20 protein-coding genes, 1 tRNA gene and 1 pseudogene are annotated in these 24,439 nt (G+C 53.9%); 18 read left to right on the top strand and 4 right to left on the bottom strand.

Features of this window, described 5'->3' with window-relative positions:
- Nucleotides 1–177: 177 nt before the first annotated feature.
- Entirely contained in the window at nt 178–1,806 is a 1,629-nt protein-coding gene (locus ABA45_RS12015) for an acyl-CoA synthetase (protein ID WP_048386414.1), read from the top strand.
- Nucleotides 1,807–1,907: 101 nt separating this feature from the next.
- A complete protein-coding gene (locus tag ABA45_RS12010) occupies nt 1,908–3,305 on the top strand; it encodes a solute carrier family 23 protein (protein ID WP_048386412.1) in 1,398 nt (465 codons plus the stop codon).
- 179 nt (nt 3,306–3,484) lie between these two features.
- Here ABA45_RS12010 and fdxA read toward each other — a convergent pair whose 3' ends face one another.
- Together fdxA and mutS are read right to left on the bottom strand one after the other, a co-directional pair.
- Nucleotides 3,485–3,808 carry a ferredoxin FdxA gene (gene fdxA / locus ABA45_RS12005; RefSeq protein ID WP_048386410.1) on the bottom strand — a complete coding sequence of 108 codons (324 nt, stop codon included), beginning with the start codon at nt 3,806–3,808 and terminating at the stop codon, nt 3,485–3,487.
- A 164-nt stretch (nt 3,809–3,972) separates the two neighbouring features.
- Nucleotides 3,973–6,600, bottom strand: coding sequence for a DNA mismatch repair protein MutS (gene mutS, locus ABA45_RS12000; protein ID WP_048386408.1), 2,628 nt, complete (start codon nt 6,598–6,600; stop codon nt 3,973–3,975).
- Between the two features lie 91 nt (nt 6,601–6,691).
- On the opposite strand from mutS, the gene ABA45_RS11995 reads away from it, so the two are divergent.
- The 9 genes and pseudogenes from ABA45_RS11995 (at nt 6,692) to ABA45_RS19415 (ending at nt 15,161) form a co-directional block, all read left to right on the top strand.
- The gene (locus ABA45_RS11995; RefSeq protein WP_048386406.1) at nt 6,692–7,195 is read left to right on the top strand and encodes a nicotinamide-nucleotide amidohydrolase family protein; all 504 of its coding nucleotides are present in this window, start codon (nt 6,692–6,694) and stop codon (nt 7,193–7,195) included.
- A 187-nt stretch (nt 7,196–7,382) separates the two neighbouring features.
- On the top strand, nt 7,383–8,498 hold the full coding sequence (recA, locus tag ABA45_RS11990; protein WP_048386404.1) for a recombinase RecA: 1,116 nt from the start codon (nt 7,383–7,385) through the stop codon (nt 8,496–8,498).
- Nucleotides 8,499–8,563: 65 nt separating this feature from the next.
- Complete coding sequence (locus ABA45_RS11985; RefSeq protein ID WP_048386402.1) at nt 8,564–9,094, top strand: flavodoxin family protein; 531 nt, start codon at nt 8,564–8,566, stop codon at nt 9,092–9,094.
- A gap of 116 nt (nt 9,095–9,210) precedes the next feature.
- On the top strand, nt 9,211–11,619 hold the full coding sequence (locus ABA45_RS11980) for a Lon protease family protein (RefSeq protein WP_048386400.1): 2,409 nt from the start codon (nt 9,211–9,213) through the stop codon (nt 11,617–11,619).
- 35 nt (nt 11,620–11,654) lie between these two features.
- Entirely contained in the window at nt 11,655–12,281 is a 627-nt protein-coding gene (fixJ, locus tag ABA45_RS11975; protein WP_014871838.1) for a response regulator FixJ, read from the top strand.
- Between the two features lie 45 nt (nt 12,282–12,326).
- A complete protein-coding gene (locus tag ABA45_RS11970; RefSeq protein ID WP_048386398.1) occupies nt 12,327–13,886 on the top strand; it encodes an ATP-binding response regulator in 1,560 nt (519 codons plus the stop codon).
- Nucleotides 13,887–14,034: 148 nt separating this feature from the next.
- A tRNA-Asp gene (locus tag ABA45_RS11965) sits at nt 14,035–14,111 on the top strand.
- 221 nt (nt 14,112–14,332) lie between these two features.
- A pseudogene (locus tag ABA45_RS19420) lies at nt 14,333–14,857 on the top strand (contractile injection system protein, VgrG/Pvc8 family); the annotation flags it as partial.
- A 187-nt stretch (nt 14,858–15,044) separates the two neighbouring features.
- A complete protein-coding gene (locus ABA45_RS19415) occupies nt 15,045–15,161 on the top strand; it encodes a hypothetical protein (protein WP_227506024.1) in 117 nt (38 codons plus the stop codon).
- Between the two features lie 325 nt (nt 15,162–15,486).
- Here ABA45_RS19415 and ABA45_RS11955 read toward each other — a convergent pair whose 3' ends face one another.
- Complete coding sequence (locus ABA45_RS11955; RefSeq protein WP_048386394.1) at nt 15,487–15,684, bottom strand: hypothetical protein; 198 nt, start codon at nt 15,682–15,684, stop codon at nt 15,487–15,489.
- Nucleotides 15,685–15,970: 286 nt separating this feature from the next.
- Here ABA45_RS11955 and ABA45_RS11950 point away from each other — a divergent pair, with 286 nt between their 5' ends.
- The 3 genes from ABA45_RS11950 to ABA45_RS11940 are packed head-to-tail and all read left to right on the top strand — an operon-like array spanning nt 15,971 to nt 18,169.
- On the top strand, nt 15,971–16,726 hold the full coding sequence (locus tag ABA45_RS11950; RefSeq protein ID WP_048386392.1) for an amino acid ABC transporter substrate-binding protein: 756 nt from the start codon (nt 15,971–15,973) through the stop codon (nt 16,724–16,726).
- A gap of 25 nt (nt 16,727–16,751) precedes the next feature.
- Complete coding sequence (locus tag ABA45_RS11945) at nt 16,752–17,426, top strand: amino acid ABC transporter permease (protein ID WP_048386390.1); 675 nt, start codon at nt 16,752–16,754, stop codon at nt 17,424–17,426.
- A complete protein-coding gene (locus ABA45_RS11940; RefSeq protein ID WP_048386388.1) occupies nt 17,423–18,169 on the top strand; it encodes an amino acid ABC transporter ATP-binding protein in 747 nt (248 codons plus the stop codon). Before ABA45_RS11945 ends, ABA45_RS11940 begins: the two co-directional genes overlap by 4 nt.
- Before the next feature lie 44 nt (nt 18,170–18,213).
- Here the strand turns inward: ABA45_RS11940 and ABA45_RS11935 are convergent, their stop codons facing one another.
- Nucleotides 18,214–19,299, bottom strand: a complete 1,086-nt coding sequence (locus ABA45_RS11935) for an AraC family transcriptional regulator (RefSeq protein ID WP_048386386.1) — start codon at nt 19,297–19,299, stop codon at nt 18,214–18,216.
- A gap of 204 nt (nt 19,300–19,503) precedes the next feature.
- On the opposite strand from ABA45_RS11935, the gene ABA45_RS11930 reads away from it, so the two are divergent.
- The 4 genes from ABA45_RS11930 to ABA45_RS11915 all read left to right on the top strand — a co-directional run bounded on the left by ABA45_RS11930 (nt 19,504) and on the right by ABA45_RS11915 (nt 24,374).
- Nucleotides 19,504–21,597 carry an NADPH-dependent 2,4-dienoyl-CoA reductase gene (locus ABA45_RS11930; protein ID WP_157035550.1) on the top strand — a complete coding sequence of 698 codons (2,094 nt, stop codon included), beginning with the start codon at nt 19,504–19,506 and terminating at the stop codon, nt 21,595–21,597.
- Nucleotides 21,598–21,784: 187 nt separating this feature from the next.
- On the top strand, nt 21,785–22,669 hold the full coding sequence (locus ABA45_RS11925) for an NAD(+) kinase (RefSeq protein ID WP_048386384.1): 885 nt from the start codon (nt 21,785–21,787) through the stop codon (nt 22,667–22,669).
- A gap of 2 nt (nt 22,670–22,671) precedes the next feature.
- Nucleotides 22,672–23,694, top strand: a complete 1,023-nt coding sequence (locus ABA45_RS11920; RefSeq protein WP_048386382.1) for a metallophosphoesterase — start codon at nt 22,672–22,674, stop codon at nt 23,692–23,694.
- Nucleotides 23,694–24,374, top strand: coding sequence for a rhomboid family intramembrane serine protease (locus ABA45_RS11915; RefSeq protein ID WP_048386380.1), 681 nt, complete (start codon nt 23,694–23,696; stop codon nt 24,372–24,374). Before ABA45_RS11920 ends, ABA45_RS11915 begins: the two co-directional genes overlap by 1 nt.
- Nucleotides 24,375–24,439: the final 65 nt, after the last annotated feature.

The raw sequence follows: 24,439 nt of genomic DNA, 5'->3' as shown, positions 1-24,439 counted from the left end.
GGAGATCTTCGATATTCGGTCAATTTTATAGTATTTGTACTATAATACATTGGTGCAATTTATAGTAAGACTTCTATTCAATACTATTTGTTCAGCTGTAAATTATAAATAATTTGGTGATTCGTCAGAATATACCAAAAAAAACAGCGTTTATGCCTACCTATAGGACCACACAGTATGACTTCAATCTACGATCAGGGCCTTACGCCCGTTGATGCCAATTACGCCGTTCAAACACCTATCGATTTTATTACTCGCACCGCCAGTGTTTATCCGGATTATCCTGCGATTATTCACGGTGCCATTCGCCGAACCTGGGCCGAGACCCACGAGCGCTGTTTGCGCCTGGCGTCGGCGCTGGTCGGCCGCGGCATCAAAAAAGGCGATACCGTCGCCGTCATGCTGCCCAATATTCCAGCCATGGTCGAGTGTCATTTTGGTGTGCCCATGACCGGCGCGGTAATGAACGCCCTGAACGTTCGGCTCGATGCCGAAGTGATTGCTTTCATGCTTGAACACGCAGAAGCCAAAGTCATCCTCGTTGATCGCGAATTTGGCGAAGTCATTCTGGACGCCGTCAGCCGCCTGGATAAAAAGCCGCTGATAATTGATGTAGACGACCCCGAATACGGTGAAGGCGTCAAGGTCAGCGATCTGGATTATGAAGCCTTTTTGCAAGAAGGCGACCCCGAATACCAATGGGATATGCCGACGGATGAATGGGACGCCATTTCCCTGAACTACACCTCTGGCACCACCGGCAACCCCAAAGGTGTGGTGTATCACCACCGTGGGGCTTACTTGAATTCATTGGGTAATACCGCGGTATGGTCTATGGCCATGCATCCGGTGTACCTGTGGACCCTGCCGATGTTCCATTGTAACGGCTGGTGTTTCCCCTGGACCGTTACCGCCATGGCCGGCACCCACGTGTGCCTGCGCCGGGTTGATCCGGAAAAAATTCTGCAGCTGATTCGCGAGCATCGTGTTACCCACATGTGCGGCGCCCCGATTGTGCTGAACGCGTTGTTGAACGTGCCACCTGCATCCAAGGCAGGTATTGATCACGTTGTGAAGGCTATGGTTGCCGGTGCTCCGCCTCCGGCCCAGGTTATTGGTGCAGTTGAAGAAATGGGCATCGCGTTGACCCACACCTACGGCCTGACCGAAGTATACGGCCCGGTGACCGTCTGTGCCTGGAAAGATCGTTGGAACGATCTGCCACTGGAAGAGCGCGCTGCCATCAAATCCCGCCAGGGCGTTCGCTACCACACTCTGGGCGGCACCATGATCGCAGATTCGGGCACCATGAAGCCGACGCCGAAAGACGGCAAAACCATTGGTGAAATCTTTCTGCGCGGTAACACCGTGATGAAGGGCTACCTGAAAAACCCGAAAGCGACCGAAGAAGCCTTCCGCGGCGGCTGGTTCCATACCGGCGACCTGGCTGTTTGGCACGAAGACGGTTACATGGAAATCAAGGATCGCCTGAAAGACATCATTATTTCCGGCGGCGAGAACATTTCCACCATTGAAATTGAAAACGTTCTTTACCGTCACCCAGCGGTTATGGAAGCGGCTGTTGTCGCCCGCCCGGATGAAAAGTGGGGCGAAACGCCCTGCGCCTTTGTGACCCTAAAGCCCGACGCCGGCAACGTGACCGAAGCAGAAATGATCGACTTTTGCCGCAAGCACATGGCTCGCTTTAAGGTTCCGAAAACCGTGGTGTTTTCGGACCTGCCAAAAACCTCGACCGGTAAAGTCCAGAAATTCCTGCTGCGCGACCAGGCTAAGGAAATCGAGTAGCTGGAAAGCGCCTTGCGAGGACTTATACAAGAGCTCACAGAAGAGCTTACACAAAAACAACATTAACACCCGGTTCGCCGGGTATTTGGAGAAAACGTTAGATGCAAATGTTCCATCGCAAGAATGGCGAAGAACAACCCTACTGGCCGGCGGGCCCCTTCAAGATTCGCCTGCCGTTTGTGCATTACCGCTGGGAATTTGCGGAAATGGCGCAAGCGCTGATTATGTTCGTGGTCAGCTTGGCCATGATTCCACTGCTTGAGAACTACTTGGGCGTGCCGTATGACGTTGCCCTGGCGTATGTGGTTATCTGCGGCATTGGTTTTATGTTGCCGGCGCTGTTGGGTGTGCCGCTGATTCCAGGCTGGATTACACCAGGTATTCCCGTGGTGCTGCTGTTCTTGAGCGATTATGAGCCCGGCCCTGAAGCCATTCAGGCGTTGTTCGCCCTGCAGTTCCTGGTGTTTATCATCTTCCTGTTTCTGGGCGTGACACGTCTTGGCAGCAAACTCGTCGACTTCATACCGCGCTCCATGAAAGGCGGCATTATTATCGGTGCGGGTATTGCTGCTCTGATGGGCGAGATCGAAGCCGGTGGCCGTTTGGCAACCACACCTATTTCGCTGATTGTAGGCGGGCTGGTGTGTCTGTACCTGATGTTCTCGGTGTCGTTTAAAGGCTTTGTTGAAACCAACTCGTTTGCGCGCAAAATTGCCAACTACGGCATGGTGCCGGGCATGATTGTGGCGATTCTGGTGGGCTTTGCCACCGGCGAATATGCTGTTCCGGACGTAAAGTGGGGCATTACCACCCCCAATTTTGGTGAGCTGTGGAACTACCTGCCATTCAGCGTCGGTTTCCCGGATGCCAGCGTATTTATGTACGCCATACCGACCGCGGTGATTGCCTACGTAATTGCCTTTGGTGACATTGTTGTGGGTCAGTCACTGATGAATCGTGTCGATCACCTGCGTCGTGACGAAGACATTGACAACAGCATCGACCGCGTCCATCTGGTCACCGCTATCCGTAACGGTGGTCACGCTTTCTTCGCCCCTTACCCCGGTTTGGCCGGCCCGATCTGGACCGCTGTTACTGCCACCATGGCCGAGCGTTACAAGTATGGCCGCAATGCGATGGATTCTATCTACAGCGGCGGCGGTACCTTCTGGATCACCGGTTTCATTGCGCTGTTTGTATTGCCGCTGGTGAGCTTCTTTCAGCCGGTGCTGCCCATCGCGCTGTCGCTGACCCTGCTGCTGACCGGTTACATCTGTTTGATGGTGGGCCTGGAGCAACTGGAGAACAACACCGAACGCGGCATTGCCGGCACCATGGGTGTGGTGCTTGCGGTATATGGCGCGGGCTGGGGATTGGCCACGGGTGCGGTGCTCTACTTCCTGATTGAGCGCACAAAGCTGCTGGGCTTCACGCCGGATCCGGACTCCCCGGGTGCCGATGATGTGATCGTTCAGGCGGAAATCATACCAAAAAGCTAAAGAATTCTGCCGACCGGGGTCACAAGGCCCTTGCGGCAAAACGATGTGTGTCCTTGGGAGGCCTTGGTGCCTCCCTTTTTTGTGTCTGAAAAAACACGATCACCAGACACAAAAAAGCCGGCAGTCAGCCGGCTGTTTGCTATCTCGCACACGTTAACGGTTTTACTATTTATGAATAGTTACTTTTCCAGATACTGCAGCTTGTCTGGTACTCCGTCCCATTTTTCAGCGTCAACCATTGCCTCTTTTTTCTCTGTGATGTTAGGCCATTTTCCGGCCAGATCTGCGTTCAGTTCGATAAACACTTTCTGGTTTTCAGGCAGCTCGTCTTCCGAGAAAATAGCCTCAACCGGGCATTCAGGCTCGCACAGGGCGCAGTCGATGCACTCGTCAGGGTCAATAACCAAAAAGTTCGGGCCCTCGTAGAAGCAATCTACCGGGCAAACTTCCACACAGTCGGTGTGTTTGCACTTGATGCAGTTATCAGTAACGATAAACGTCATGTTCATATTCCTGGTTGGCAGGTCTGTCTCATCAGGAGCTTCGAACGCGGGCTCCTAAGATTATAGTTTGATGCGCGATATTGTAGGGAGCCACTACTCCGGTCGCAAGCACCCGTATTCTATAACGTTATACTTAGATCAATTTATTCGCACTTTTTCTGCCACTACGTTTTAAGTTGCTGTTTCAGCTGATACAGATGCTCGAGCGCCTGGCGCGGAGTCATGTCATCCAGGTTGAGCGCGCTCACCGCCAGCTCTAACGCGCTGGGCTCTAGCCTGGCGAACATATCCCCCTGAAACGCAGTTGACTCCGCAATAGCCGTCGCCCGTCGCGTCACCTTGTGCGGTAACCCGTTGGTTGGGCGTTTTGCATCGAGCGTTGCACTGGCGCCTTCCAGATTCGCCAACTGAGCTTTGGCATTGCGGATAACCTCTAGCGGCACGCCGGCCAGTTTGGCCACCTGCAAACCGTAGCTCTGGCTGGCGGGGCCTTCGTGAACGTTGTGCAGAAACACAATACTGTCATCGTGCTCGGTCGCTGTCAGGTGAACGTTAACGGCGTGCTCCAGTTCATCCGCGAGCTGGGTAAGCTCAAAATAGTGGGTGGCAAATAGCGTGTAGCACAGAATGTCCCGCGCTAAGTATTCGGCCGTGGCCCAGGCCAATGACAAACCATCAAAGGTGCTGGTGCCGCGGCCTACCTCATCCATCAGCACCAAGCTGTGTTTGGTGGCGTTGTGCAGAATATTGGCGGTTTCGGTCATCTCCACCATAAACGTGGAGCGCCCGCCGGCAATGTCGTCAGACGACCCCATGCGGGTGAATATTCGGTCTACCGGCCCAAGCACCGCGCTGTCGGCAGGCACAAAGCTGCCGGTGTAAGCCAGTAAAGCGATCAGTGCTACCTGGCGCATATAGGTGGATTTACCGCCCATGTTGGGGCCGGTAATCACCAGCATGCGGCGTTTGGCGTCTATCAGCAGATTGTTAGGCACGAACGGATCGTCTAATAGCTGCTCGACCACCGGGTGCCGGCCTTCCTCAATCTGCAGGCCGGGTTCATCGCTGAACTGCGGTGCACAAAGGCGCAAACTGGAGGCGCGCTCGGCAAAGTTGCTTAGCACGTCCAGCTCGGCCAGCGCTTGAGCGGCATCTTGCAGCGGTGCAAGTTCTGCCGCGACCGTCTCCAGAACCCCATCCCACAGGGCTTTTTCCCGAGCCAAGGCACGACTTTTGGCGCTTAGAGCCTTGTCTTCAAACTCTTTTAGTTCCGGGGTAATAAAACGCTCGGCGTTTTTCAGGGTTTGCCGGCGAATATAATCCGCAGGCGCCTGGGCCGATTGTAAGCGGCTGATTTCAATGTAATAGCCATGTACCCTGTTGTAGCCCACTTTTAGGGTGCTGATGCCAGTACGCTGTTTTTCGCGTGTTTCTACGTCCAACAGATACTGGCCAGCGTTTTCGCTGATGTTGCGCAAGTCGTCCAGTTCGGCGTCAAACCCGTCTGCAATTACCCCGCCTTCACGAATCACTACCGGTGGGTTATCGATGATTGCCCGGCCCAGCAAATCCGCTAACTGCGGATATTCGCCAACAGCCGTGGCAAGCTCGCTGACGTGGGTGGAATCAACCGCAGCCATAGATTTTTGCAAATCGGGTAACACGGCAAACGCATCCCGCAGCCGCGCCAGGTCACGGGGCCGTGCCGAACGCAGCGCCACGCGCGCCAGAATGCGTTCTATATCGCCGATGGATTTCAGCTGGTTGTGAATCGGTTCATAGTCAAAATCTTTCAATAGTGCGCTGACCGCCTGCTGGCGCTGACGGACCATCGCCACATCGCGTAGCGGACGGTTCAACCAACGCCTCAGCTGCCGCCCACCCATGGCTGTGGCAGTGCGGTCCATTACCCAGGCCAAAGTGTACTGGGTGCCTCCCATAAGGTTGGTGTCAATTTCCAGGTTGCGACGGCTGGCAGCGTCCATAATGACAGCGTCTTCGCGGCGTTCGCGGCTGAGTTTGCGAATGTGGGGCAGGGCGGTGCGCTGGGTTTCCCGTGCGTATTGCAGCAGGCAACCGGCGGCGCACACGGCTAAGTGCATATCTTCACAGCCAAAACCGGTCAGGTCGCGCACCTGCAATTGCTGGGTAATCACCCGTCGCGCGGTGTCGGGTTCGAACAGCCAGGGCCCCTGGCGACGAATGCCGGTAAAGCCTTCCAGTAAATCGGTAAAAGGAAAGTCTTCGCTGATCAAAATCTCCGCCGGACGCAGCCGTTGCAGTTCGCCTTGCAAGGCCTCAGGGCTGTCCAGCTCTGACACTGCGAAGCGGCCACTGGAAATATCCAGAGAGGAAAAACCGAAGTGCTGCTTATGGTGATAAATCGCCACCAGCAGGTTGTCACGGCGGTCTTCCAAGTAAGCGTCGTCGCTCAGGGTGCCGGGGGTGACAATGCGCACCACTTGGCGATCGACAGGGCCTTTGCTGGTGGCCGGATCACCCATCTGTTCACAAATTGCAATAGATTGACCTGCACGCACCAGGCGGGCAATGTAACCCTCAGCCGCATGGTACGGAATGCCCGCCATGGGGATCGGATTTCCCCCCGATTGGCCGCGGGCGGTCAGGGTGATATCCATCAGTTCCGAGGCTTTTTTAGCGTCGTCATAAAACAGCTCGTAAAAATCTCCCATGCGGTAGAACACCAGCTCGTTGGGATGTTGGCCCTTTATTTTCAGGTATTGCTGCATCATGGGCGTGATTTTTGAGCTTTCGGTGTGTGCTGCTGACATGGGACATCCGCGATGGCTGTTTTGAGGAACGGGCGGTGGATTGTAGAAAATTACACCGCAGGATGAAACGTGGATTATAAATGAGGTCACCATGCCTGAGATCACTGATGAAGACATCCGCCAGCAGGCGATAGAGCTGGGAAGCGTATTAACCCGCGCCGGCGCCATGCTGGTGACTGCAGAAAGCTGCACCGGCGGCTGGGTGGCAAAGGCCATGACCGACCAAGCTGGATCTTCGGCTTACGTCACGGGTGGGCTGGTTACCTACAGCAACCACGCTAAACACGCGTTGCTGGGTGTCAGTGAGCAGACGCTGGCGGAACACGGCGCGGTGAGCGAGCCGGTGGTGCGGCAGATGGTCGCCGGAGCGCTGCGAGCGTCGGGTGCAAGCGTCGCCATTTCAATAAGCGGCGTTGCCGGGCCGGGCGGTGGCAGCGACGCCAAGCCGGTAGGAGCGGTGTGGTTCGCCTGGGGCAGCGCTGAAAATATCAGCACCGGTTTGAAGTATTTTGACGGCGATCGCGACCAGGTGCGGCGCCAGGCTGTGATCTTTGCGATTGAAAGTGTGCGCCGTTTCTTATCGAGTGATATCTGACCCGCAATGGTTAAAAAATCCCCCACACAAGGGTTGGTCTGCTTTGTCTAATGTGGTTTAATGCTGGTTAAATATACAGTGATTTTCCGGGGCAACCAGTTCCCAAGTTTAGTTTGGCGCATCATATTACCGGCGCACCTTATCAGCCTATTATTCTAACGTACCATTTTGAAGAAGGTTCGTACCTATGGATGACAACCGCAAGAAAGCTTTATCCGCCGCTCTGACCCAGATTGAACGCCAGTTTGGTAAAGGCGCCATCATGAAGATGGGCGACCACCCCCGCGAGGCAATCCCGTCCGTTTCTACCGGTTCTCTTGGTCTGGACGTTGCTCTTGGCATTGGTGGCCTGCCTTATGGCCGGGTTTGTGAAATCTACGGCCCTGAAAGCTCTGGTAAAACTACGCTGACTTTGCAGGTTATTGCCGAAGCCCAGAAGCAGGGCAAAACGTGTGCTTTTGTTGATGCTGAGCACGCCCTTGATCCTCAATATGCTGAAAAGCTGGGCGTGAACGTTGATGAGCTGCTGGTCTCCCAGCCCGACACCGGTGAGCAGGCGTTAGAAATCTGCGACATGCTGGTGCGCTCCAACGCGGTGGATGTCATCATTGTGGACTCCGTTGCCGCATTGACGCCAAAAGCTGAAATTGAAGGCGAAATGGGTGACTCTCATGTTGGTCTTCAGGCCCGCCTGATGTCACAGGCTCTGCGCAAACTGAATGGCAACGTCAAGAATGCCAACGTCCTGCTGATTTTTATCAACCAGATTCGCATGAAAATAGGTGTGATGTTCGGCAGTCCCGAAACTACTACCGGCGGCAACGCGTTGAAATTCTATGCCTCTGTGCGTCTGGATATCCGTCGCATTGGCGCAGTGAAAGACGGCGACGAAGTCACCGGTAACGAAACCCGGGTGAAAGTGGTTAAAAACAAAGTGGCACCGCCGTTCCGCCAGGCCGAATTCCAGATTTTGTACGGCAAGGGCATTTACCGCATGGCCGAAGTGGTGGACATGGGTGTAAAGGAAGGCTTTGTAGATAAGGCTGGCGCCTGGTACGCCTACAACGGTGATAAAATTGGCCAAGGCAAAGCCAATGCTTGCAAATTTCTAGAAGAAAACCTGGAAATGGCGAAAGAAATTGAAACCAAAGTGCGCGACAAGCTGATGCCCAAGCCAGAGAAAAAAGACGCGGCAAAAGACGCGGGGAAAGATGCGGGGAAAGACGCAGGAAAGAATGCAGGGAAAAATGCAGGAAAGGCTGCTGCAGTGGCGCCTGCAGCAGCTAGCGACGAACTACTGTAAGACCGTTAGTTTGCCAGCGCACTGTTGATGCAGTGCGCTGGCAAGCACTAAATGTGAGGCCGGCTATGCCAGGCTCTAAAAAGTCAGACTCTAAAGGTTCAGACTCTGAAACGTCAGAAGTCGGACAGCCCTGCGCCAAACAGCTATTGATTGTTGCCCACGCTCCCTCGCCAAATACCCTCAAATTGCGCAACGCAGTCGCCGCTGGTGCTAACCATAACGATATTGAAAACGTTAATGTAACGGTTCTTGCTCCGCTGGATGCTGGCCCCGAAGATGTTCTGGCTTGCGACGCTATTATTCTCGGCACCACCGAAAATCTGGGTTACATGAGCGGCGCGTTGAAAGATTTTTTCGATCGCTGTTATTATCCGTGCTTGGAAAAAACCCAAGGCTTGCCATTTACCTTTTATATAAGGGCCGGCCATGATGGTACTGGCACCCGCCGTGCGATTGACAGCATTACCATCGGCCTGCGCTGGAAACTGGTGCAAGAGCCTCTGCTGTGCCGCGGCAATTACGCCGATGAGTTTGAACAGCAGTGCGAAGAGTTGGGATTGTACATTGCGGCCAGTCTCGATAACGGTCTGATCTAAACGGCTTGCAACAGCCCCTCGCCTCTAAAAAATGTACAATAGCTCTACTATTTAATCAGACTTGCCGCCGTGTGCAGTAAGTCATCTTTGTATTCCGACTGTTACAGGATTAAACCTTGAAGTCATTGCCTTCGCATCAGCTCTATAAAGCCTGTGTTCTGAAAGATTTGCCATTTAAAAGCACCCGCCAGCTAGAGCCCCTGGCTGAAATTGTGGGTCAGAATCGTGCTCAGGAAGCGGTGCGATTTGCGCTGGCTATGCCGCACGGTGGTTACAACGTGTATGCGGTCGGTATCAATGGCCTGGGTAAGCGCACCATGATGCTGCGGTACCTGGAACACCATAAAGACACCAATCTGAAATCCCACGATTGGTGCTACGTGGCCGACTTTGAAGAGCCGCGGGTGCCAAAGCTGCTGAAACTGCCGGCCGGTCAGGGCACGCAGCTAAAACGCGATATGGAAAAACTGATGAGCCGGCTGGTGAAGGTGATTCCGCAAACCTTCGATAGCGATGGTTTTTTGGAACGTGCTGAAAAGTTGAAAAGCGATTACACCGCGCTTCAGGATGGTGAGCTGGAAAAAGTCGCGAAGCAGGCCAAGCGTCAAAAAGTCAGCTTGACCATAAGCACCCCGGGCGGTTATCGGCTAGTGGCTATGAGTGGTGATGAGGCTCATACCGCCGAGTCGTTTAAGGCCCTGACGGACGCTCAACGCGAAAAGTTCGAAGAAATTGTCAATAATCTCGAAAAACGCCTGCGCCGCGCCCTGCGCAAACTGGCCGACTGGGAGCAGGAATACGCTGACAAACTGCAAGCGCTAAACCAGGAAACTCTGGAAGGCGTTACCGGTCACCAGATTGATGAGTTAAAAGAACGTTACAAAGACCTGCCAGAAGTGGCCGGTTTTATTGAAGCCGTGCGTAAAGATTTGTCCGAGAATCTGGAGATTTTTCTGGATGACGATGATGAGCAGGCCATGATTGCCTACGCGTCACTGGATAAGAAAATGCCGCGGCGCTATTTGGTGAATCTGCTGGTACATCAGAAAACCAAAGAGATTCCAGTAGAGGTGGAAGACAACCCGACTTATCACAACTTGTTCGGTTACGTTGAAAACGTTACCTATAAAGGCACGGTGTTTACCGACTTTTCGCTGATTCGCCCGGGCAGCTTGCATCGCGCCAACGGCGGTTATCTGTTGATGGACGCCACAAAAGTATTGGAGCAGCCGTTCGCTTGGGACGCCCTCAAGCGTGCGTTGCAGTCTCATTGTATCCAGATTAACTCCCTGGAGCGCGAGCTGACCCTGTCTGGCACCATCTCCATTGAGCCCGAGCCGGTGCCACTGGACGTGAAAATCGTACTGTTCGGCGACCGTGAAACCTGGATGCTGCTGCAGGAATACGATCCCGAGTTTTCAGAACTGTTCCGCGTGACCGCAGATTTCGAAGACGAAATGTATCGTAACGACGACAGCCAACTGGCGTACGCCAAGTTTATTGCCAGCCTGGTGGTCGAGAAAAAACTGCTGCACTGCACCCATAAAGCCGTGGCGCGAGTGATTGAACAAAGTGCCCGCATGGCTGAGCACCAGAATCGCCTGTCGTTGCACGCCGCAGACATCGCAAACCTGCTGCGCGAGTCAGACTACTGGGCGCGCCAAGCCGAGGCCAAACAGATTCAGGATGTGCACGTAGAGCGTGCTTTGGTGAGCGCCCGTTACCGCAACAGCCGTATTCGCGATCATTTTTACGACTCCATTCGCGATGGCACCACCTTGGTGACTACGAGCGGCAGCTGCGTTGGCCAGGTTAATGCGCTTTCAGTGCTTTCTACCGGCGGTTTCGAATTTGGTTTGTCGAACCGCATTACCGCTAGCAGTTATTATGGTGATGGTGACGTCATTGATATTGAGCGTGACGTAAAATTGGGTGGCAGCATTCACTCGAAAGGTGTGATGATTCTGACGTCCTGGCTGGCGTCACGGTTTGCCGTAGACGACCCGATGCACCTGTCGGCCAGCCTTACATTTGAGCAAAATTATGGCGAAGTAGACGGCGACAGTGCCTCCTTAGCAGAGTTGTGTGCTTTGGTGTCGTCTATATCTCAGCTGCCGGTCAGGCAGGATTTGGCCATTACCGGTTCTATTAACCAGTTTGGCGAAGTGCAGCCGATTGGTGGAGTGAACGAGAAAATAGAGGGCTTTTTCACGACATGCCAGCTTAAGGGTGGCCTTAGCGGCAACCAGGGAATCATTATGCCGGCCAGCAACGTACAAAACCTGATGCTAGACAGCGAAGTGGTTGCTGCGGTGAAAGCCGGTGACTTCCATGTTTACGCTGTCAGCCACGTGGAGGAAGCTGTAGCCATGCTGATGGGTACGCCAGCGGGTACACCCGATAGCAAAGGCAGGTACCCTAAAGGCACCGTTTTTGGCATTATCCAGCAACGGTTTGAAAAAATGCGTGAACACGAGCGTCAGGAACATAGTCGGGATGAAAACAAAGATCCGTCCATTCACTGACCAGCACTATAAAACGGACAGGAGATTAAAGCGCCATGACGGACATCCAACAAACGGTATACGTGGTTGAAGACGACGAAGCGGTGCGCGATTCACTGGAGTTGCTGCTGCAGTCAGACGACAAACCGGTAAAAACCTACGACAGCGCTACTGCGTTTCTGAAAAGCTATTCTGACGCCATGGCGGGCTGCATAGTGCTGGATATCCGCATGCCGGGTATGGATGGCATGGAGCTACAGAAAAAACTTAACGACAAACACTCGATTCTGCCAATTATCTTTGTAACAGGGCACGGCGACGTTCCCATGGCGGTAGATGCCATGAAAGAGGGCGCCATAGACTTCATTCAGAAGCCCTACCGCGAAGAAGCCCTGTTGGAAAAGATCGAAGCCGCCCTGGTTCAAGACCGCCAGCAGCGTAAAAGCCTGGGTGAAAAGCAGGAAATTGTGCGCCGTGTAAAAAGCTTGACCCCTCGCGAACACGAAATTATGGATCGCATGATTGCTGGCCAGGCTAACAAGGTGATTGCCATAGAGCTGGAGATCAGTCAACGCACGGTAGAGATTCACCGCTCCCGAGTGATGCACAAGATGGGCACCCACTCGCTGGCACATTTGGTCCGCATGGTGCTGTCAGTAAAGAACCTTATCGACCCACGATGATCCGAACGGCATCATACGGTTACTTTGGTAACCGGCTTCTTGCATATGACTGATACCGTCATCGACAACCGTGAGGTAACGGTTCTGCTAGTGGATGACAATCCCCAGAACCTGAAAGTGCTGTATGAGACTTTGAAAGACAAAGGCTATCGGCTGCTGATCGCCAACGGAGGCGGGAAAGCGCTGGAACTGGCCTATTGTCATCAGCCAGAAGTTATTCTGCTGGACATTATGATGCCGGAAATGGATGGCTATGAAGTTTGCCGTCGCTTGAAAACTGACCCGGCCACCGCCGACTGTGCGGTGGTTTTCTTGTCAGCCCTTGATGACCTGAGCGCTAAGGTAAGAGGTTTTTCGCTGGGTGGCGCCGACTACATTTCCAAGCCGTTTCAGTCACAAGAAGTGATTGCGAGGGTAAAAACCCACGCCCGGGTTATTCGCCTCGAGCGCGAACTTCAGGCGCGCAACCGTGAATTACAAAGTGATCAGTCTCGTATTCTTAATGCCATCAGCGAGGGCATTTACGGCCTCGACGAAAACGGCATTATTGAATTTGCTAATCCTGCCGCCGGCCAGATTATGAACGCTCCAGTGGCAGAGCTGATTGGCCAATGTTTTTTTGATCTGCATTTTGCAGCGATGGGCGATAGCGAGGACCCCCTGCCGGTTCAAGCCACCTGTCGCCACGGCATTGCAGAAGCACAGCGCGATATTCAAATGTTGCGCGTAGACCGGTCGGCATTTCGCGCAAAATATCGGTCCTCGCCCAAGCAGGATGCTGACGAGTTGCACGGCGCTGTTGTAGTGTTCCGCGACATTACCGAAGAATTGGCTAACGAACAGGCGCTGGAAGAAGCCCGTGCCACGGTGCAGGACCAGCGCGACCAGCTTGCTCATACCTCGCGCATGACCACCATGGGCGAAATGGCCGCAGGTTTTGCCCACGAAGTGAACCAGCCGCTGACCGCTATTACCAATTACGCCCGCGTGGTCAAACGCCTGGTGAGCAAAGCAGAGCCGGATTTAGTGCTGCTGCAGCAGACCATGGACAAAGTAGAGGCACAGTCGCACCGAGCCAGTGAGATCATTCGTCGTATCCGCCGGTTTATGAAAAAGCCAGCCACCGGCAAAGAAATTGTTGCTATCGCCGCTTTGCTCGAAGATACCCGCCAGTTCGCGGAAGTCGATATGCGTAATAACGAGGGCGGAATAGAGCTGACTCTGGCCCCAAACCTGCCCGACGTGCTGGCAGATCCGATTCAGGTTCAGCAGGTAGCCCTTAATCTAATCCGTAACGGCCTGGAGGCTACCCGCAGTGTTGATTCGGCGGTACCGGTGGAGGTGAGCGCAACACTCACCGCACAGGGCTTCGTGCGCATCGAGGTGCGTGATCATGGCATTGGTCTGCAAGACGACGCCGAGGAAAAGCTGTTCCTGCCGTTCTACACCACCAAAAGCGAAGGCATGGGCATCGGCTTGACCACCTGTCAATCGCTGATTCACGCCCAAGGTGGTGAAATTGGTTTTGAGCGCCCGATAGACGGTGGCACCCGTTTTTACTTCACGCTGCCGGTGGCGGTCGTTGCCCGGCCCGAAGCTGATTGAGCAGGCTTTGTGGCAGCGTTGCCAGAAGCTTATATGCCAAAAAATAAAAAATATTCATAAAAACCGTTGACATAAAGTGGGGTGTCTCTATAATTCGCCCTCGTTGTCACCGAGCAATCCGAAAAGATTGCACACACGGTTTCAGCTTGGAGCGGTAGTTCAGTTGGTTAGAATACCGGCCTGTCACGCCGGGGGTCGCGGGTTCGAGTCCCGTCCGCTCCGCCAAATTTAAAAATCCCAGATTGGAAACAATCTGGGATTTTTTCGTTAGGGGACAGACGTCGTTTCCCAGGGACGGATTTCAAATCCGTCCCCAAATCCAACCTGGTTCCCGGGGACAGACTTGAAGTCTGTCCCCATATGCATGATTTGCGACACGCTCGTCAGCGCAGCCTAACCAAAATAGACTAGCCTCACCTAAACACATATCTCCAAGGATTGAAGATATGTCCAAGGCAAATGGACTGCAGTTCACCGCACAAGTTGGTGAGCTTCCCTCAGACGTGTTCTCGGTTGTTGGCTTTGAGTTAACAGAAAGTTTGTCGCAGCTATTTTTTGGTCGTCTGCAGTTGGCCAGCACCGATTCTGACATTGACCCCGGCAGTGTTCTGGAACGATCGGTTGACCTGGTGATATGGCAGCATAACGAGCCTTTGCGGCGCTTTACCGGCGTAGTCAGCGATTTTGTCATTGGTGACAACGGCCATCACCGAACCCGTTATGAAATCGTGCTGCAGTCGCCTCTGTGGCGCCTTGAGTTGATGTACAACAGTCGTATTTTTCAGGGCCAGACCACAGAGTCCATTGCCAGCGCGCTTTTGCAGGAACGCGGAATACCTGCCGCAGCGTTCCAACTGACGTGCCGCGGCGACACCCGGGAATACTGCGTTCAGCACAGGGAGAGTGATCTGGCCTTTATCCAACGCCTGGCGGCGGAAGAAGGTTGGCACTACCGCTACTGTCACGGCAGCGATATGGTCCTGTGGTCTGGAATCAGGGAGGGCGAGCTGTACACTTATTCGGTGGTCGGCATACTATTCGCCATCGCCGCTATTATCTATTCCCCACTCAGTTCGGCGCAGAGTCATCAGGCGCTGGTTTATAAAACCGGTATGGCGTTGCTGGGTGTGGTGATCGGGACAAATTTTCCTCATAGACATGTCAGGTCTTGAAGGTTTCTGGCGGGTAGCAGTGTTTATGGGGCTGGGATTGTCGTTATTGGGCCTTGCATGGATTCACCGAAAAGCGCGAGGCGGTGAGCCTGCTGCGCTCTGAGCCATATCAATAATCTGACTCCCGTTTGCTGTCATCAGCCGGTAATAATCACGCCCCATGCTGTAAAAAACAGAGAATGGAGCATAAAAGTGAACGACTACCAAGAAGAACTGCTTGAAATCCGCGCGGAAGAATACGACGACGATGACGGCGTGAATGATGCGGAAGAGTTGTAATTGCCGTTGTCAAAACCAACCTGTGTTGGCGCTCTTGAGTGTCGATGTGGCACCAGGTTTTGACTGCTCAGCTGAGGCCGCGGAAGGTGTCTCCTCATCGAACCTCCCAAACACATTGTTGATGATATTCACAAAGACTCCCTAATTCTTTAGTTACCGATCGAGCGGGGCATCAGGGGATAGATTTCAAATCTGTCCCGGGTTGACCTTTCCATATCTATCCCTTGCCACACCACCGCAGTCTCATCGTTATCGAAACTGCTAGCCAGCACCAGTTCCTGTAATTTTTCAAAAGCTTCATGCACCTGCTGGGATTCAGCCGTAACCGCTTGTGGCCCTGTCATCATGCCGAAAGTCTTGATTAGACCATTAAGAAGAGGTCTTGATTGCTCAGCAACCTAACTGCGTCTATTTTTGAGCGATCATTCAACGTATAGTTTGTCCCGTAAAACGTCTTTTAATCCAGGTATCAAGTTCACTCTTCCTGGCTCTTGGATTTGGCGGACCTTCATAATTCACCCAATATTCTGAAATGAGTGATCAGAAATACAGACAAATGATCCCAGGCACTCAAATTCAGCTCAGGCCTGGGTGGTCATTGGCTTAAAAGCCCATAAACGCTCAGGAGACACTATGAAATTTTCGCTAATCAACACGCTCATGGTTTTATCGCTCACCGTCAGCCCTCAGTTGCTGGCCCAGGAGAACCCAATAAAAGTTGGCATGTCTGGGCAATACTTCCCGTTTACCTTCGTGGAACAAGACGAACTCAAAGGCTTTGAGGTAGATATCATGAACGCCTTGGGCAAAGAGATGGGGCGCGAGATCATCTTCCAGACTGCAAGCTTTTCGGGGCTGTTTGGTCTGTTGGGAACCGGGCGTATCGACACTGTTGCCAATCAGATCACCATCACCGAAGAACGGCAGCAGGCCTATGTTTTCAGTGAACCCTACGTTTACGACGGTGCCCAAGTGGTGGTCAAGCAAGGCAACACCGAGGTTCAAGATGTCGAAGACCTGAAAGGCAAAACGGTTGCAGTGAACCTAGGCTCTAATTTCGAAACACTGTTGCGTGAACTGCCTTATGCCGATCAGATCAACATCAAAACCTATGAGAGCAATATTGAACGCGACACAGCCTTGGGACGCGTGGATGCCTTTGTGATGGATCGGGTCAGCGCCAGCCAGATCATCAAAGACAAACCCCTGCCGCTGGCACTGGCTGGTAAACCCTTCTCAAAAATTACCAACGCCTATCCATTCCAAGACACAGAAACAGGGCGAGCTCTGCGAGACGAGGTCAATCAGGCCCTGAAAGCGCTGCGGGAAAACGGCACCCTGGCATCCATTTCCGAAAAATGGTTCGGCACTGATATCACCCAGCCATGATAGGCACCACAAGGCCGGACACCCTATGGACGTTCTGAACGTAGAGTACATGCTCGGACTGGTACCTGTTCTGCTTGGCTATCTGCCCCTTACCCTGCAACTGGCGGGGGCTGCCATGGTAATGGCATTGATTCTTGCCTGCGTGTTCGCAGTCGTGCGGGTGCTGGGCATCCCGGTACTCAATCAACTGACCATCGTGTTCATCTCGTTTTTCCGGGGTACGCCGCTGCTGGTTCAGTTGTTTTTGTTTTACTACGGGCTGCCACAATTGTTCAGTGTGTTAACCGTGATAGACGGCGTCACCGCGACCATCATGGGCCTGACCCTGCACTTTTCAGCGTACATGGCGGAATCGATCCGCGCCGCCATCATCGGGGTGGATCGCAGCCAGACCGAGGCCGCACTCTCGATTGGTATGACCAATAGCCAACTGATGCGGCGCATTATCCTGCCTCAAGCCACCCGGGTTGCCTTGCCCACACTGATGAACTACTTCATCGACATGATCAAGGCTACTTCGCTGGCGTTTACCCTCGGGGTAACCGAACTGATGGGGGCGACCCAGAAAGAAGCCTCTGGCAGTTTTCTGTATTTTGAGGCATTCATCGTCGCCGCTGTCATGTATTGGGTCGTGGTCGAGATACTCTCACAATTGCAAAAGTACCTGGAAATTCGCCTGAATAAGGCCTATAGCCGATGATTGAACTTAAATCTCTCAGTAAACACTTCGGCAAGAGTGTTGTTCTCGACGGTATTGATCTGACCATCAAAAAGGGCGAGATTATTGTCATTATTGGCCCATCGGGAACGGGCAAATCCACGCTGCTGCGCTGTATTAATTTTCTGGAACACCCCACGGCGGGGGAAATCACCGTCGGCGACCTTACGGTGGATGTGAACCGGGCAAGCCGGGCGGAAATCCTCTTACTACGACGGCGAACGGCCTTTGTGTTTCAAAATTACGCTTTGTTTGCTAACAAAACCGCACTGGAAAACGTTGCTGAACGGTTGGTGGTGGTCGACAAGTGGCCAAAAGAAAAGGCTTACCAGCGCGCGCGGGAGATTCTCGAACGTATCGGCCTTGCGGACAAAGCAGATGCCTACCCTGCCTCGATGTCCGGTGGCCAGCAGCAACGGGTCGGTATTGGCCGCGCCATGGCCACCGGAGCTGACGTCATCCTGTTTGATGAGCCCACCTCATCTCTTGATCCAGAATGGGTGGAAGAAGTGTTGGGGCTAATGAAACAACTGGCTTCGGAACGCCAGACCATGATGGTGGTCACCCACGAAATGTCCTTTGCCCGAGATGTCGCTGACCGGGTGATTTTTATCGATGGCGGCAGAATTGTGGAACAGGGGCCACCCAGCGAGATCTTCTCGAACCCGCAAGACCCCCGCACACAGGACTTTCTAAAAAAGATTCTGGCGACCAATCCAGACTGATAACGAACGGGGAAGCACAGGGGCGGATTTAATGGGGACAGATTTCAAATCTGTTCCCGGTCTGGCCCCCGACTTCCTTGCCCCCGGCCAGCCAGCCACTTACGGTGTTCTCCGGGACTTACCGAAAACCAGCGCTTGTAAGCCTTATGAAAAGCCGCTGGATTCGCAAAGCCCAACAGCCACGACACCTCAGCCAGCGACAGGCGGGTTTCGCGCAGGTAGTCCGCGGCCAGTTGCTGGCGGGTGTTGTCGACTAAATCTTTATACTTTATGCCTTCGGCGGCCAGTCGCCTTTGCAGGGTCCATGGTGTCAGGCCCAGTTTTGCGGCGACGGTGCCCAAAGCCGGGGTTTCGCCCTGAAACAGCGGTGTTAAGCAGTATTGCACTTGTTGTTGGAGCGTCCAGCCCCGTTGCACTTGCTGTAATTGCTGCTCACATTGCCGAACCATTGCGCCGTGCATGGCCGGTTGGGTTTGGCGCGGGGCTTGTTGCCATGTGTCGGCTTTTACCACCAAGCTGTTTTCAGCGGCGTCGAACTGCACCGGGCAGCGGAACCAGCTTTCATACAGCTCGTCCATTCCCTGAGACGGGTACTCAATCTGCACTTTTTCCAGCACGCCATAATCGCCGGTCAGGGTTCGTAAAAACTGGGTCCAGGCCGCCAGAACCGAATCCACAACAAAGCAGTTGTAGTCGTTATAGGGGCGGATTGAATAGAACACCGCCTTGCGAGCTGCACTTTGTACCTCGGGTAAACCGCGGCTGTTTTGGCTGGTGAGCAGTGCATAGCGAATCAGTGTGCTCAGACCAACACCGGCGCTGGCTGCGCACTCGCCAGCCAGCCCGGCCAAACCCGCATCGACAGGTCGTGACAGCGCCCCCATACGTAAACCCAGAGCGCGGTTGCCGGTTTCGGTAATGGTGGCATGGCCCAAGCGCATGTAGTGGGGAATGCTGATGCGTGCCTCGGCCGACTCCAGGGTTTGTGCGTCTAGCCGAAACCGATGCGCCAGCCCCGCGGCGTCTGCGCCTTCTGCAGCGGCGGCACGCAACAGCACCGCAGCGTAGAGCACGCTTATGTCACCTAGAGCGTAAGCTGGTTTGGGCTTGGTAGTCTTTGTTGTCAACATTGGTTCAAGCTATTAAAAAGAGAGTGTTTAGAGATCTACTTAACCGATTTTGTAGAGTGTCGCTTAGCGCGCTTTTCAAAGAGCCACACAGTGGTCGTCTAAAAGTCATTCAAGGATAGCAAATTGTACCCTTAGGATATTGTTGAACTGCGAACACAAGGGTAGCTTATACAAAAAACATAAGCCTGATGACGAGGAAGATGCATGACTATGACGACCGCCACCAATCCTAACGCAGCGGCTACGCCGGGGCTGAGCAAATACCCCCACTTGTTAGAACCATTGGACCTGGGTTTTACCAAGCTGCGCAACCGCGCGTTGATGGGCTCTATGCATACCGGCCTCGAAGAGGCCAAAAACGGCTTTGAACGCCTGGCCGTGTTTTACTCTGAGCGCGCCCGTGGCGGCGTGGCTCTGATTGTCACCGGCGGTATTGCGCCCAACGAAGAAGGCGGCGTATTCCAGCACGCTGCAAAAATGACCACCGACGACGAAGTTAAGCAACACCAGGTTATCACCGATGCCGTGCACCAGGCCGATGGTAAAATCTGCATGCAGATCCTGCACGCCGGTCGCTACGCATACTCACCGGCGTTGGTGGGGCCGTCTGCCATTCAGGCGCCTATTAATCCGTTTACTCCCAAAGAGCTGGACGAAGCCGGTATTGAAAAACAGATCGAAGACTACGCCGTGTGCGCGCAGCTGGCCCAAAAAGCCGGCTACGACGGCGTCGAAATCATGGGTTCTGAAGGCTACTTCATCAATCAGTTTATTGTGGCTCACACCAACCAGCGCACGGATCAATGGGGCGGTAGTTACGAAAACCGCATTCGCCTGCCTGTCGAAATTGTGCGCCGTGTGCGCGAACGGGTAGGGCCGAACTTCATTTTGATTTATCGCCTGTCGATGTTGGATCTGATTGAAGACGGCAGCACCTGGGAAGAAGTGGTGCAGTTGGCGAAAGAGATCGAAAAAGCCGGCGCTACCCTTATTAACACTGGCATTGGCTGGCACGAAGCGCGCATACCCACGATTGCGACGTCTGTGCCCCGTGGCGCCTTTTCGAAAGTCACTGCGCGACTGAAGAGCGAAGTCAGCATTCCACTGATTACCACCAACCGCATCAACATGCCGGAAGTGGCTGAAAAAATTCTGGCTGAAGGCGACGCCGACATGGTGTCCATGGCGCGGCCCTTTCTGGCCGATGCCGAACTGATACAAAAAGCCGCCGAAGATCGCTCTCAGGAAATCAACACCTGCATCGGCTGCAATCAGGCCTGTCTGGATCATACTTTCAGCAACAAGCTAACCAGTTGCCTGGTTAACCCAAGGGCTTGTCACGAAACTGAACTGAATTACGTGAAAACTGCCAACCCAAAAAACATCGCGGTGGTAGGCGCGGGCCCGGCAGGTATGGCGGCCGCGTCAGTGGCTGCCGAGCGTGGCCATAGGGTCACCTTGTTTGACTCGGCTGAGGAAATTGGCGGTCAGTTCAATATTGCCAAACTGATTCCCGGCAAGGAAGAGTTCTACGAAACCTTGCGCTATTACGGCGTCATGTTGAAAAAACACAATGCAGACGTGCGCCTGAACACCCGCGTTAGCGCCAAGGATCTGATTGCTGGCGGTTATGATGAAGTCATACTGGCCACCGGCGTGCAGCCGCGCATGCCAGACATCGAGGGCATTGAACACCCCAGTGTTATCAGCTATTTGGATGCGTTGAAAAATCGCAAGCCCGTGGGCAAGCGGGTTGCGGTGGTCGGCGCCGGCGGAATCGGTTTTGACGTGTCCGAGTTCATTACCCATCAGGGCGCTTCCGCCGCGCTGGATACTGACGAATTTATGAAAGAGTGGGGCGTAGATTTCAGTGGCCAGCATCGTGGTGGTGTGAAGGGCGTAAAAGCCCAGCTGCCAGAGCCGGCGCGCCAGGTGTATTTGCTACAACGCAAAACCTCGAAAATTGGTAAGAACCTGGGCAAGACAACGGGCTGGATTCATCGTACATCACTCAGACATCGTGAAGTACAGATGATTCCGGGCGTTATCTATCGCAAGATTGACGACGAAGGTCTACACATTACCGTTACTGCCAAGCATGCGGAGCAGGGCGTAGACAAGTTGTTGCCGGTGGACACCATCATCATCTGCACAGGTCAGGACCCAATGCGCGAGCTTCAGGCAGAACTGGAAGCGGCCAATGTTTCGACGCATCTGATTGGTGGTGCCGACGTGGCAGCGGAGCTAGACGCCAAACGCGCCATCAACCAGGGCTGCTACTTAGCCGCCGAGCTGTAAAGCCCCAGCTTCAGTATCAGACGTTTTTACGGGCGCTCGACGCCCGTTCTTTATTGCTGTTCATTCTCAAACTGGCATTCTCAAACTGGCACGCTCAAACTGCCAATACCGAGACGCCAGTTTGCAAGCTGGTACTAGCGGGTTGCCAGCTTTAGAATGGCGACCCGGCAGAACAACAGGAAATTCCATGGAGCAATTCCGCAACATTGGTGTTATTGGCCGCATGGGCAGCGTTAAGGTGGTTGAAACCCTGCGCCAGCTCAAACAATATCTGGTCGCCAACAATTATCAGGTAATTCTGGAAGAAGACACGGCCAGCATACTTCCTGGCCACGGCCAGCAGGTCGCCAGTAAAAGGCTGCTAGGTGAAATTTGTGATTTGGTGATTGTTGTCGGTGGCGACGGCAGCATATTAGGTGCTGCCCGTGAACTGGCCAAGTCCAAAATACCCTTGTTGGGCGTTAATCGCGGCCGTCTGGGTTTTTTGACCGATATCTCCCCCAGCGATCTGGAAGAGCGCCTGAGCAAAGTGCTGAAGGGCGAATACATTGTAGAGCACCGCTTTCTGTTGGACGGCCACGTAGAGCGGAACGGCAAACCTTTGGGCTTTGGCACGGCGCTGAACGATGTGGTACTGCACCCGGGCAAATCCACCCGCATGATCGCCTTTGACCTATTTATTGATGGCCACTTCGTGTATTCCCAGCGCTCCGATGGCCTTATTGTCGCTACGCCTACCGGCTCCACAGCTTATTCCTTGTCCGCCGGTGGCCCCATTATGCACCCCAAGCTGGATGCCATTGTGTTGGTGCCGATGTTCCCGCACACGCTCAGCAGCCGCCCTATCGTGGTGGACGGTCGCAGCGAAATAAAACTGGTGATTGGCGAAACAAACGAAGCTTACCCGCAGGTCAGTTTTGACGGCCAGATGAACATTGCCTGCGCGCCGGGTGACATTATTCGCATCAGTAAGAAACCGTTCAAAATCCGTCTAATTCACCCAACTGATCACAACTTTTACGCCACCTGCCGAGATAAACTTGGCTGGGCTAGCAACACAACAGCGAGTTGAACATGGCCACACCGTCCAGCAATCCCTGCCGCGGCTACGACATTATTGGCGATATTCACGGCTGTTCGCTTACCTTGGAAAGCCTTTTGCAACGGATGGGTTATGCCAAGGTGAAAGGCGTGTACGAGCACAAGCGCCGACAGGCCATCTTTATCGGCGATATTATCGACCGTGGCCCGCGTATCCGCGAAGCGCTGCACCTGGTGCGCGACATGGTCGAGCGTGGCTCAGCCCGCATTGTGATGGGCAACCACGAGTACAATGCTCTGGGTTATTGTACCCGTGCCCGCCCAGGCAGCGGCCGTACTTTCCTGCGAGAGCACATACCCCGCCACAACCGCCTGATCAAAGAAACCCTGCAGCAGTTTGAAGCCCACCCCGGCGAGTGGAAAGACTTCCTGGCGTGGTTTTACACCATCCCGCTGTTTATAGAGGACGAACACTTTCGCGCCGTGCACGCCTGCTGGGACAATGGCCTGATTAGTCGATTCCGCCAGGAACACCCTGACGGCTGCATCACTGAAGATTTTCTGCACGCCTCGTCGGTGAATGATTCCTTCCCCGGCGAAGTGATGGACACCCTGTTGCGCGGCACCGATTTGCGTTTGCCGGAAGGTGTCGCAATTACCGGCAGTGACGGATTTGTACGCAAGTTTTTTCGCACCAAGTTCTGGGCAGACAACCCACATACATACGCCGACGTGGTATTCCAACCCGACCCCTTGCCCGCAGACGTGGCAGCGCATGTGCTAACGGCGGATGAACATCGCCAACTATTGAGCTATCCGCTGGATGCACCCCCGGTGTTTGTGGGCCATTACTGGATGGACGGCAAACCGTCACAACTAAAATCCAATGTGGCCTGTGTTGACTTCAGTGCAGTAAAATACGGCAAGCTTGCGGCCTATCGTATGGACGGCGAAAGAGTCTTGTCGGCGGATAAATTCGTATGGGTAGATGTACAGTGGCCTAACGACATTGATCAACGTAATTACCCCACCAGTGAAGACAGTTTGGCACGCTAATGGACGATCAACAGATGAAACCCGGCCGTCGTTCTCCCATCGTCAACGGCCGCTGGCAACCGTCCCCCGGTCATGCACCGGTGGTAATCAGCCTCATTGTGATTGCGGTGGTTACGGTGTGGCTCACCTCCATGAGCAGCAACGAACTGGCTGCCGGCTTAATGGTCATCGACCCGCGCCAGTACGAATGGTTCAGCCTGGCTGACCGTCTGAATGCGTTGCTGGATACCCTGTCGAAAGGGCAGGTGTGGCGCCTGATTACGCCAGACTTCCTGCACTTTAGCTGGCCCCACATCATCTTCAATTCGGTGATGTTGTGGTTTCTGGGCAGTCAGATCGAGTTTATAGACGGCCGTACCCGGCTGCTGGTGTTGGCGTTGGTGGCCAGCCTGCTGTCCAATAGCCTGCAGTACCTGGTTACCGGCCCGCTGTTTGGCGGCCTGTCGGGCGTGGTCTACGCCATTATGGGCTATTGCTGGCTAAGTCAGCGGCGGTTGCCCAGATTCCAGTTTCCGCCGGCGCTGATCACTTTCGCCCTGGCGTGGATGGTTCTGGGCTTTACCCCGCTGCCCAACATGTTGGGCATGGGCAATATGGCCAACGAAGCCCACCTGGGTGGTTTTGTGGCGGGTTTAATAGTCGCTGTAGTTTTGTCACCGCCGGGCAGGCGAAAAGCATAAAAAAACCCCACCAAAAGGTGGGGCATTAAGAGAGCGTAATAGCTCTGATGAGAGAGACGCCAAAT

Source organism: Marinobacter psychrophilus (genome assembly GCF_001043175.1).
In the GTDB taxonomy this organism is placed as follows: domain Bacteria; phylum Pseudomonadota; class Gammaproteobacteria; order Pseudomonadales; family Oleiphilaceae; genus Marinobacter; species Marinobacter psychrophilus.
The sequence above is the reverse complement of the archived record's forward strand: the minus strand, read 5'-3'. Positions and strand labels throughout refer to the sequence as shown.

What these genes read in the sequence shown, in the direction of transcription:
- ABA45_RS12015 (WP_048386414.1), top strand. Translation starts at nt 178, where the DNA reads ATGACTTCAATCTACGATCAGGGCCTTACGCCCGTTGATGCCAATTAC.
- ABA45_RS12010 (WP_048386412.1), top strand. Translation starts at nt 1,908, where the DNA reads ATGCAAATGTTCCATCGCAAGAATGGCGAAGAACAACCCTACTGGCCG.
- fdxA (WP_048386410.1), bottom strand. Translation starts at nt 3,808, where the DNA reads ATGACGTTTATCGTTACTGATAACTGCATCAAGTGCAAACACACCGAC.
- mutS (WP_048386408.1), bottom strand. Translation starts at nt 6,600, where the DNA reads ATGTCAGCAGCACACACCGAAAGCTCAAAAATCACGCCCATGATGCAG.
- ABA45_RS11995 (WP_048386406.1), top strand. Translation starts at nt 6,692, where the DNA reads ATGCCTGAGATCACTGATGAAGACATCCGCCAGCAGGCGATAGAGCTG.
- recA (WP_048386404.1), top strand. Translation starts at nt 7,383, where the DNA reads ATGGATGACAACCGCAAGAAAGCTTTATCCGCCGCTCTGACCCAGATT.
- ABA45_RS11985 (WP_048386402.1), top strand. Translation starts at nt 8,564, where the DNA reads ATGCCAGGCTCTAAAAAGTCAGACTCTAAAGGTTCAGACTCTGAAACG.
- fixJ (WP_014871838.1), top strand. Translation starts at nt 11,655, where the DNA reads ATGACGGACATCCAACAAACGGTATACGTGGTTGAAGACGACGAAGCG.
- ABA45_RS11970 (WP_048386398.1), top strand. Translation starts at nt 12,327, where the DNA reads ATGACTGATACCGTCATCGACAACCGTGAGGTAACGGTTCTGCTAGTG.
- ABA45_RS19415 (WP_227506024.1), top strand. Translation starts at nt 15,045, where the DNA reads ATGTCAGGTCTTGAAGGTTTCTGGCGGGTAGCAGTGTTTATGGGGCTG.
- ABA45_RS11955 (WP_048386394.1), bottom strand. Translation starts at nt 15,684, where the DNA reads ATGATGACAGGGCCACAAGCGGTTACGGCTGAATCCCAGCAGGTGCAT.
- ABA45_RS11950 (WP_048386392.1), top strand. Translation starts at nt 15,971, where the DNA reads ATGAAATTTTCGCTAATCAACACGCTCATGGTTTTATCGCTCACCGTC.
- ABA45_RS11945 (WP_048386390.1), top strand. Translation starts at nt 16,752, where the DNA reads ATGGACGTTCTGAACGTAGAGTACATGCTCGGACTGGTACCTGTTCTG.
- ABA45_RS11940 (WP_048386388.1), top strand. Translation starts at nt 17,423, where the DNA reads ATGATTGAACTTAAATCTCTCAGTAAACACTTCGGCAAGAGTGTTGTT.
- ABA45_RS11935 (WP_048386386.1), bottom strand. Translation starts at nt 19,299, where the DNA reads ATGTTGACAACAAAGACTACCAAGCCCAAACCAGCTTACGCTCTAGGT.
- ABA45_RS11930 (WP_157035550.1), top strand. Translation starts at nt 19,504, where the DNA reads ATGACTATGACGACCGCCACCAATCCTAACGCAGCGGCTACGCCGGGG.
- ABA45_RS11925 (WP_048386384.1), top strand. Translation starts at nt 21,785, where the DNA reads ATGGAGCAATTCCGCAACATTGGTGTTATTGGCCGCATGGGCAGCGTT.
- ABA45_RS11920 (WP_048386382.1), top strand. Translation starts at nt 22,672, where the DNA reads ATGGCCACACCGTCCAGCAATCCCTGCCGCGGCTACGACATTATTGGC.
- ABA45_RS11915 (WP_048386380.1), top strand. Translation starts at nt 23,694, where the DNA reads ATGGACGATCAACAGATGAAACCCGGCCGTCGTTCTCCCATCGTCAAC.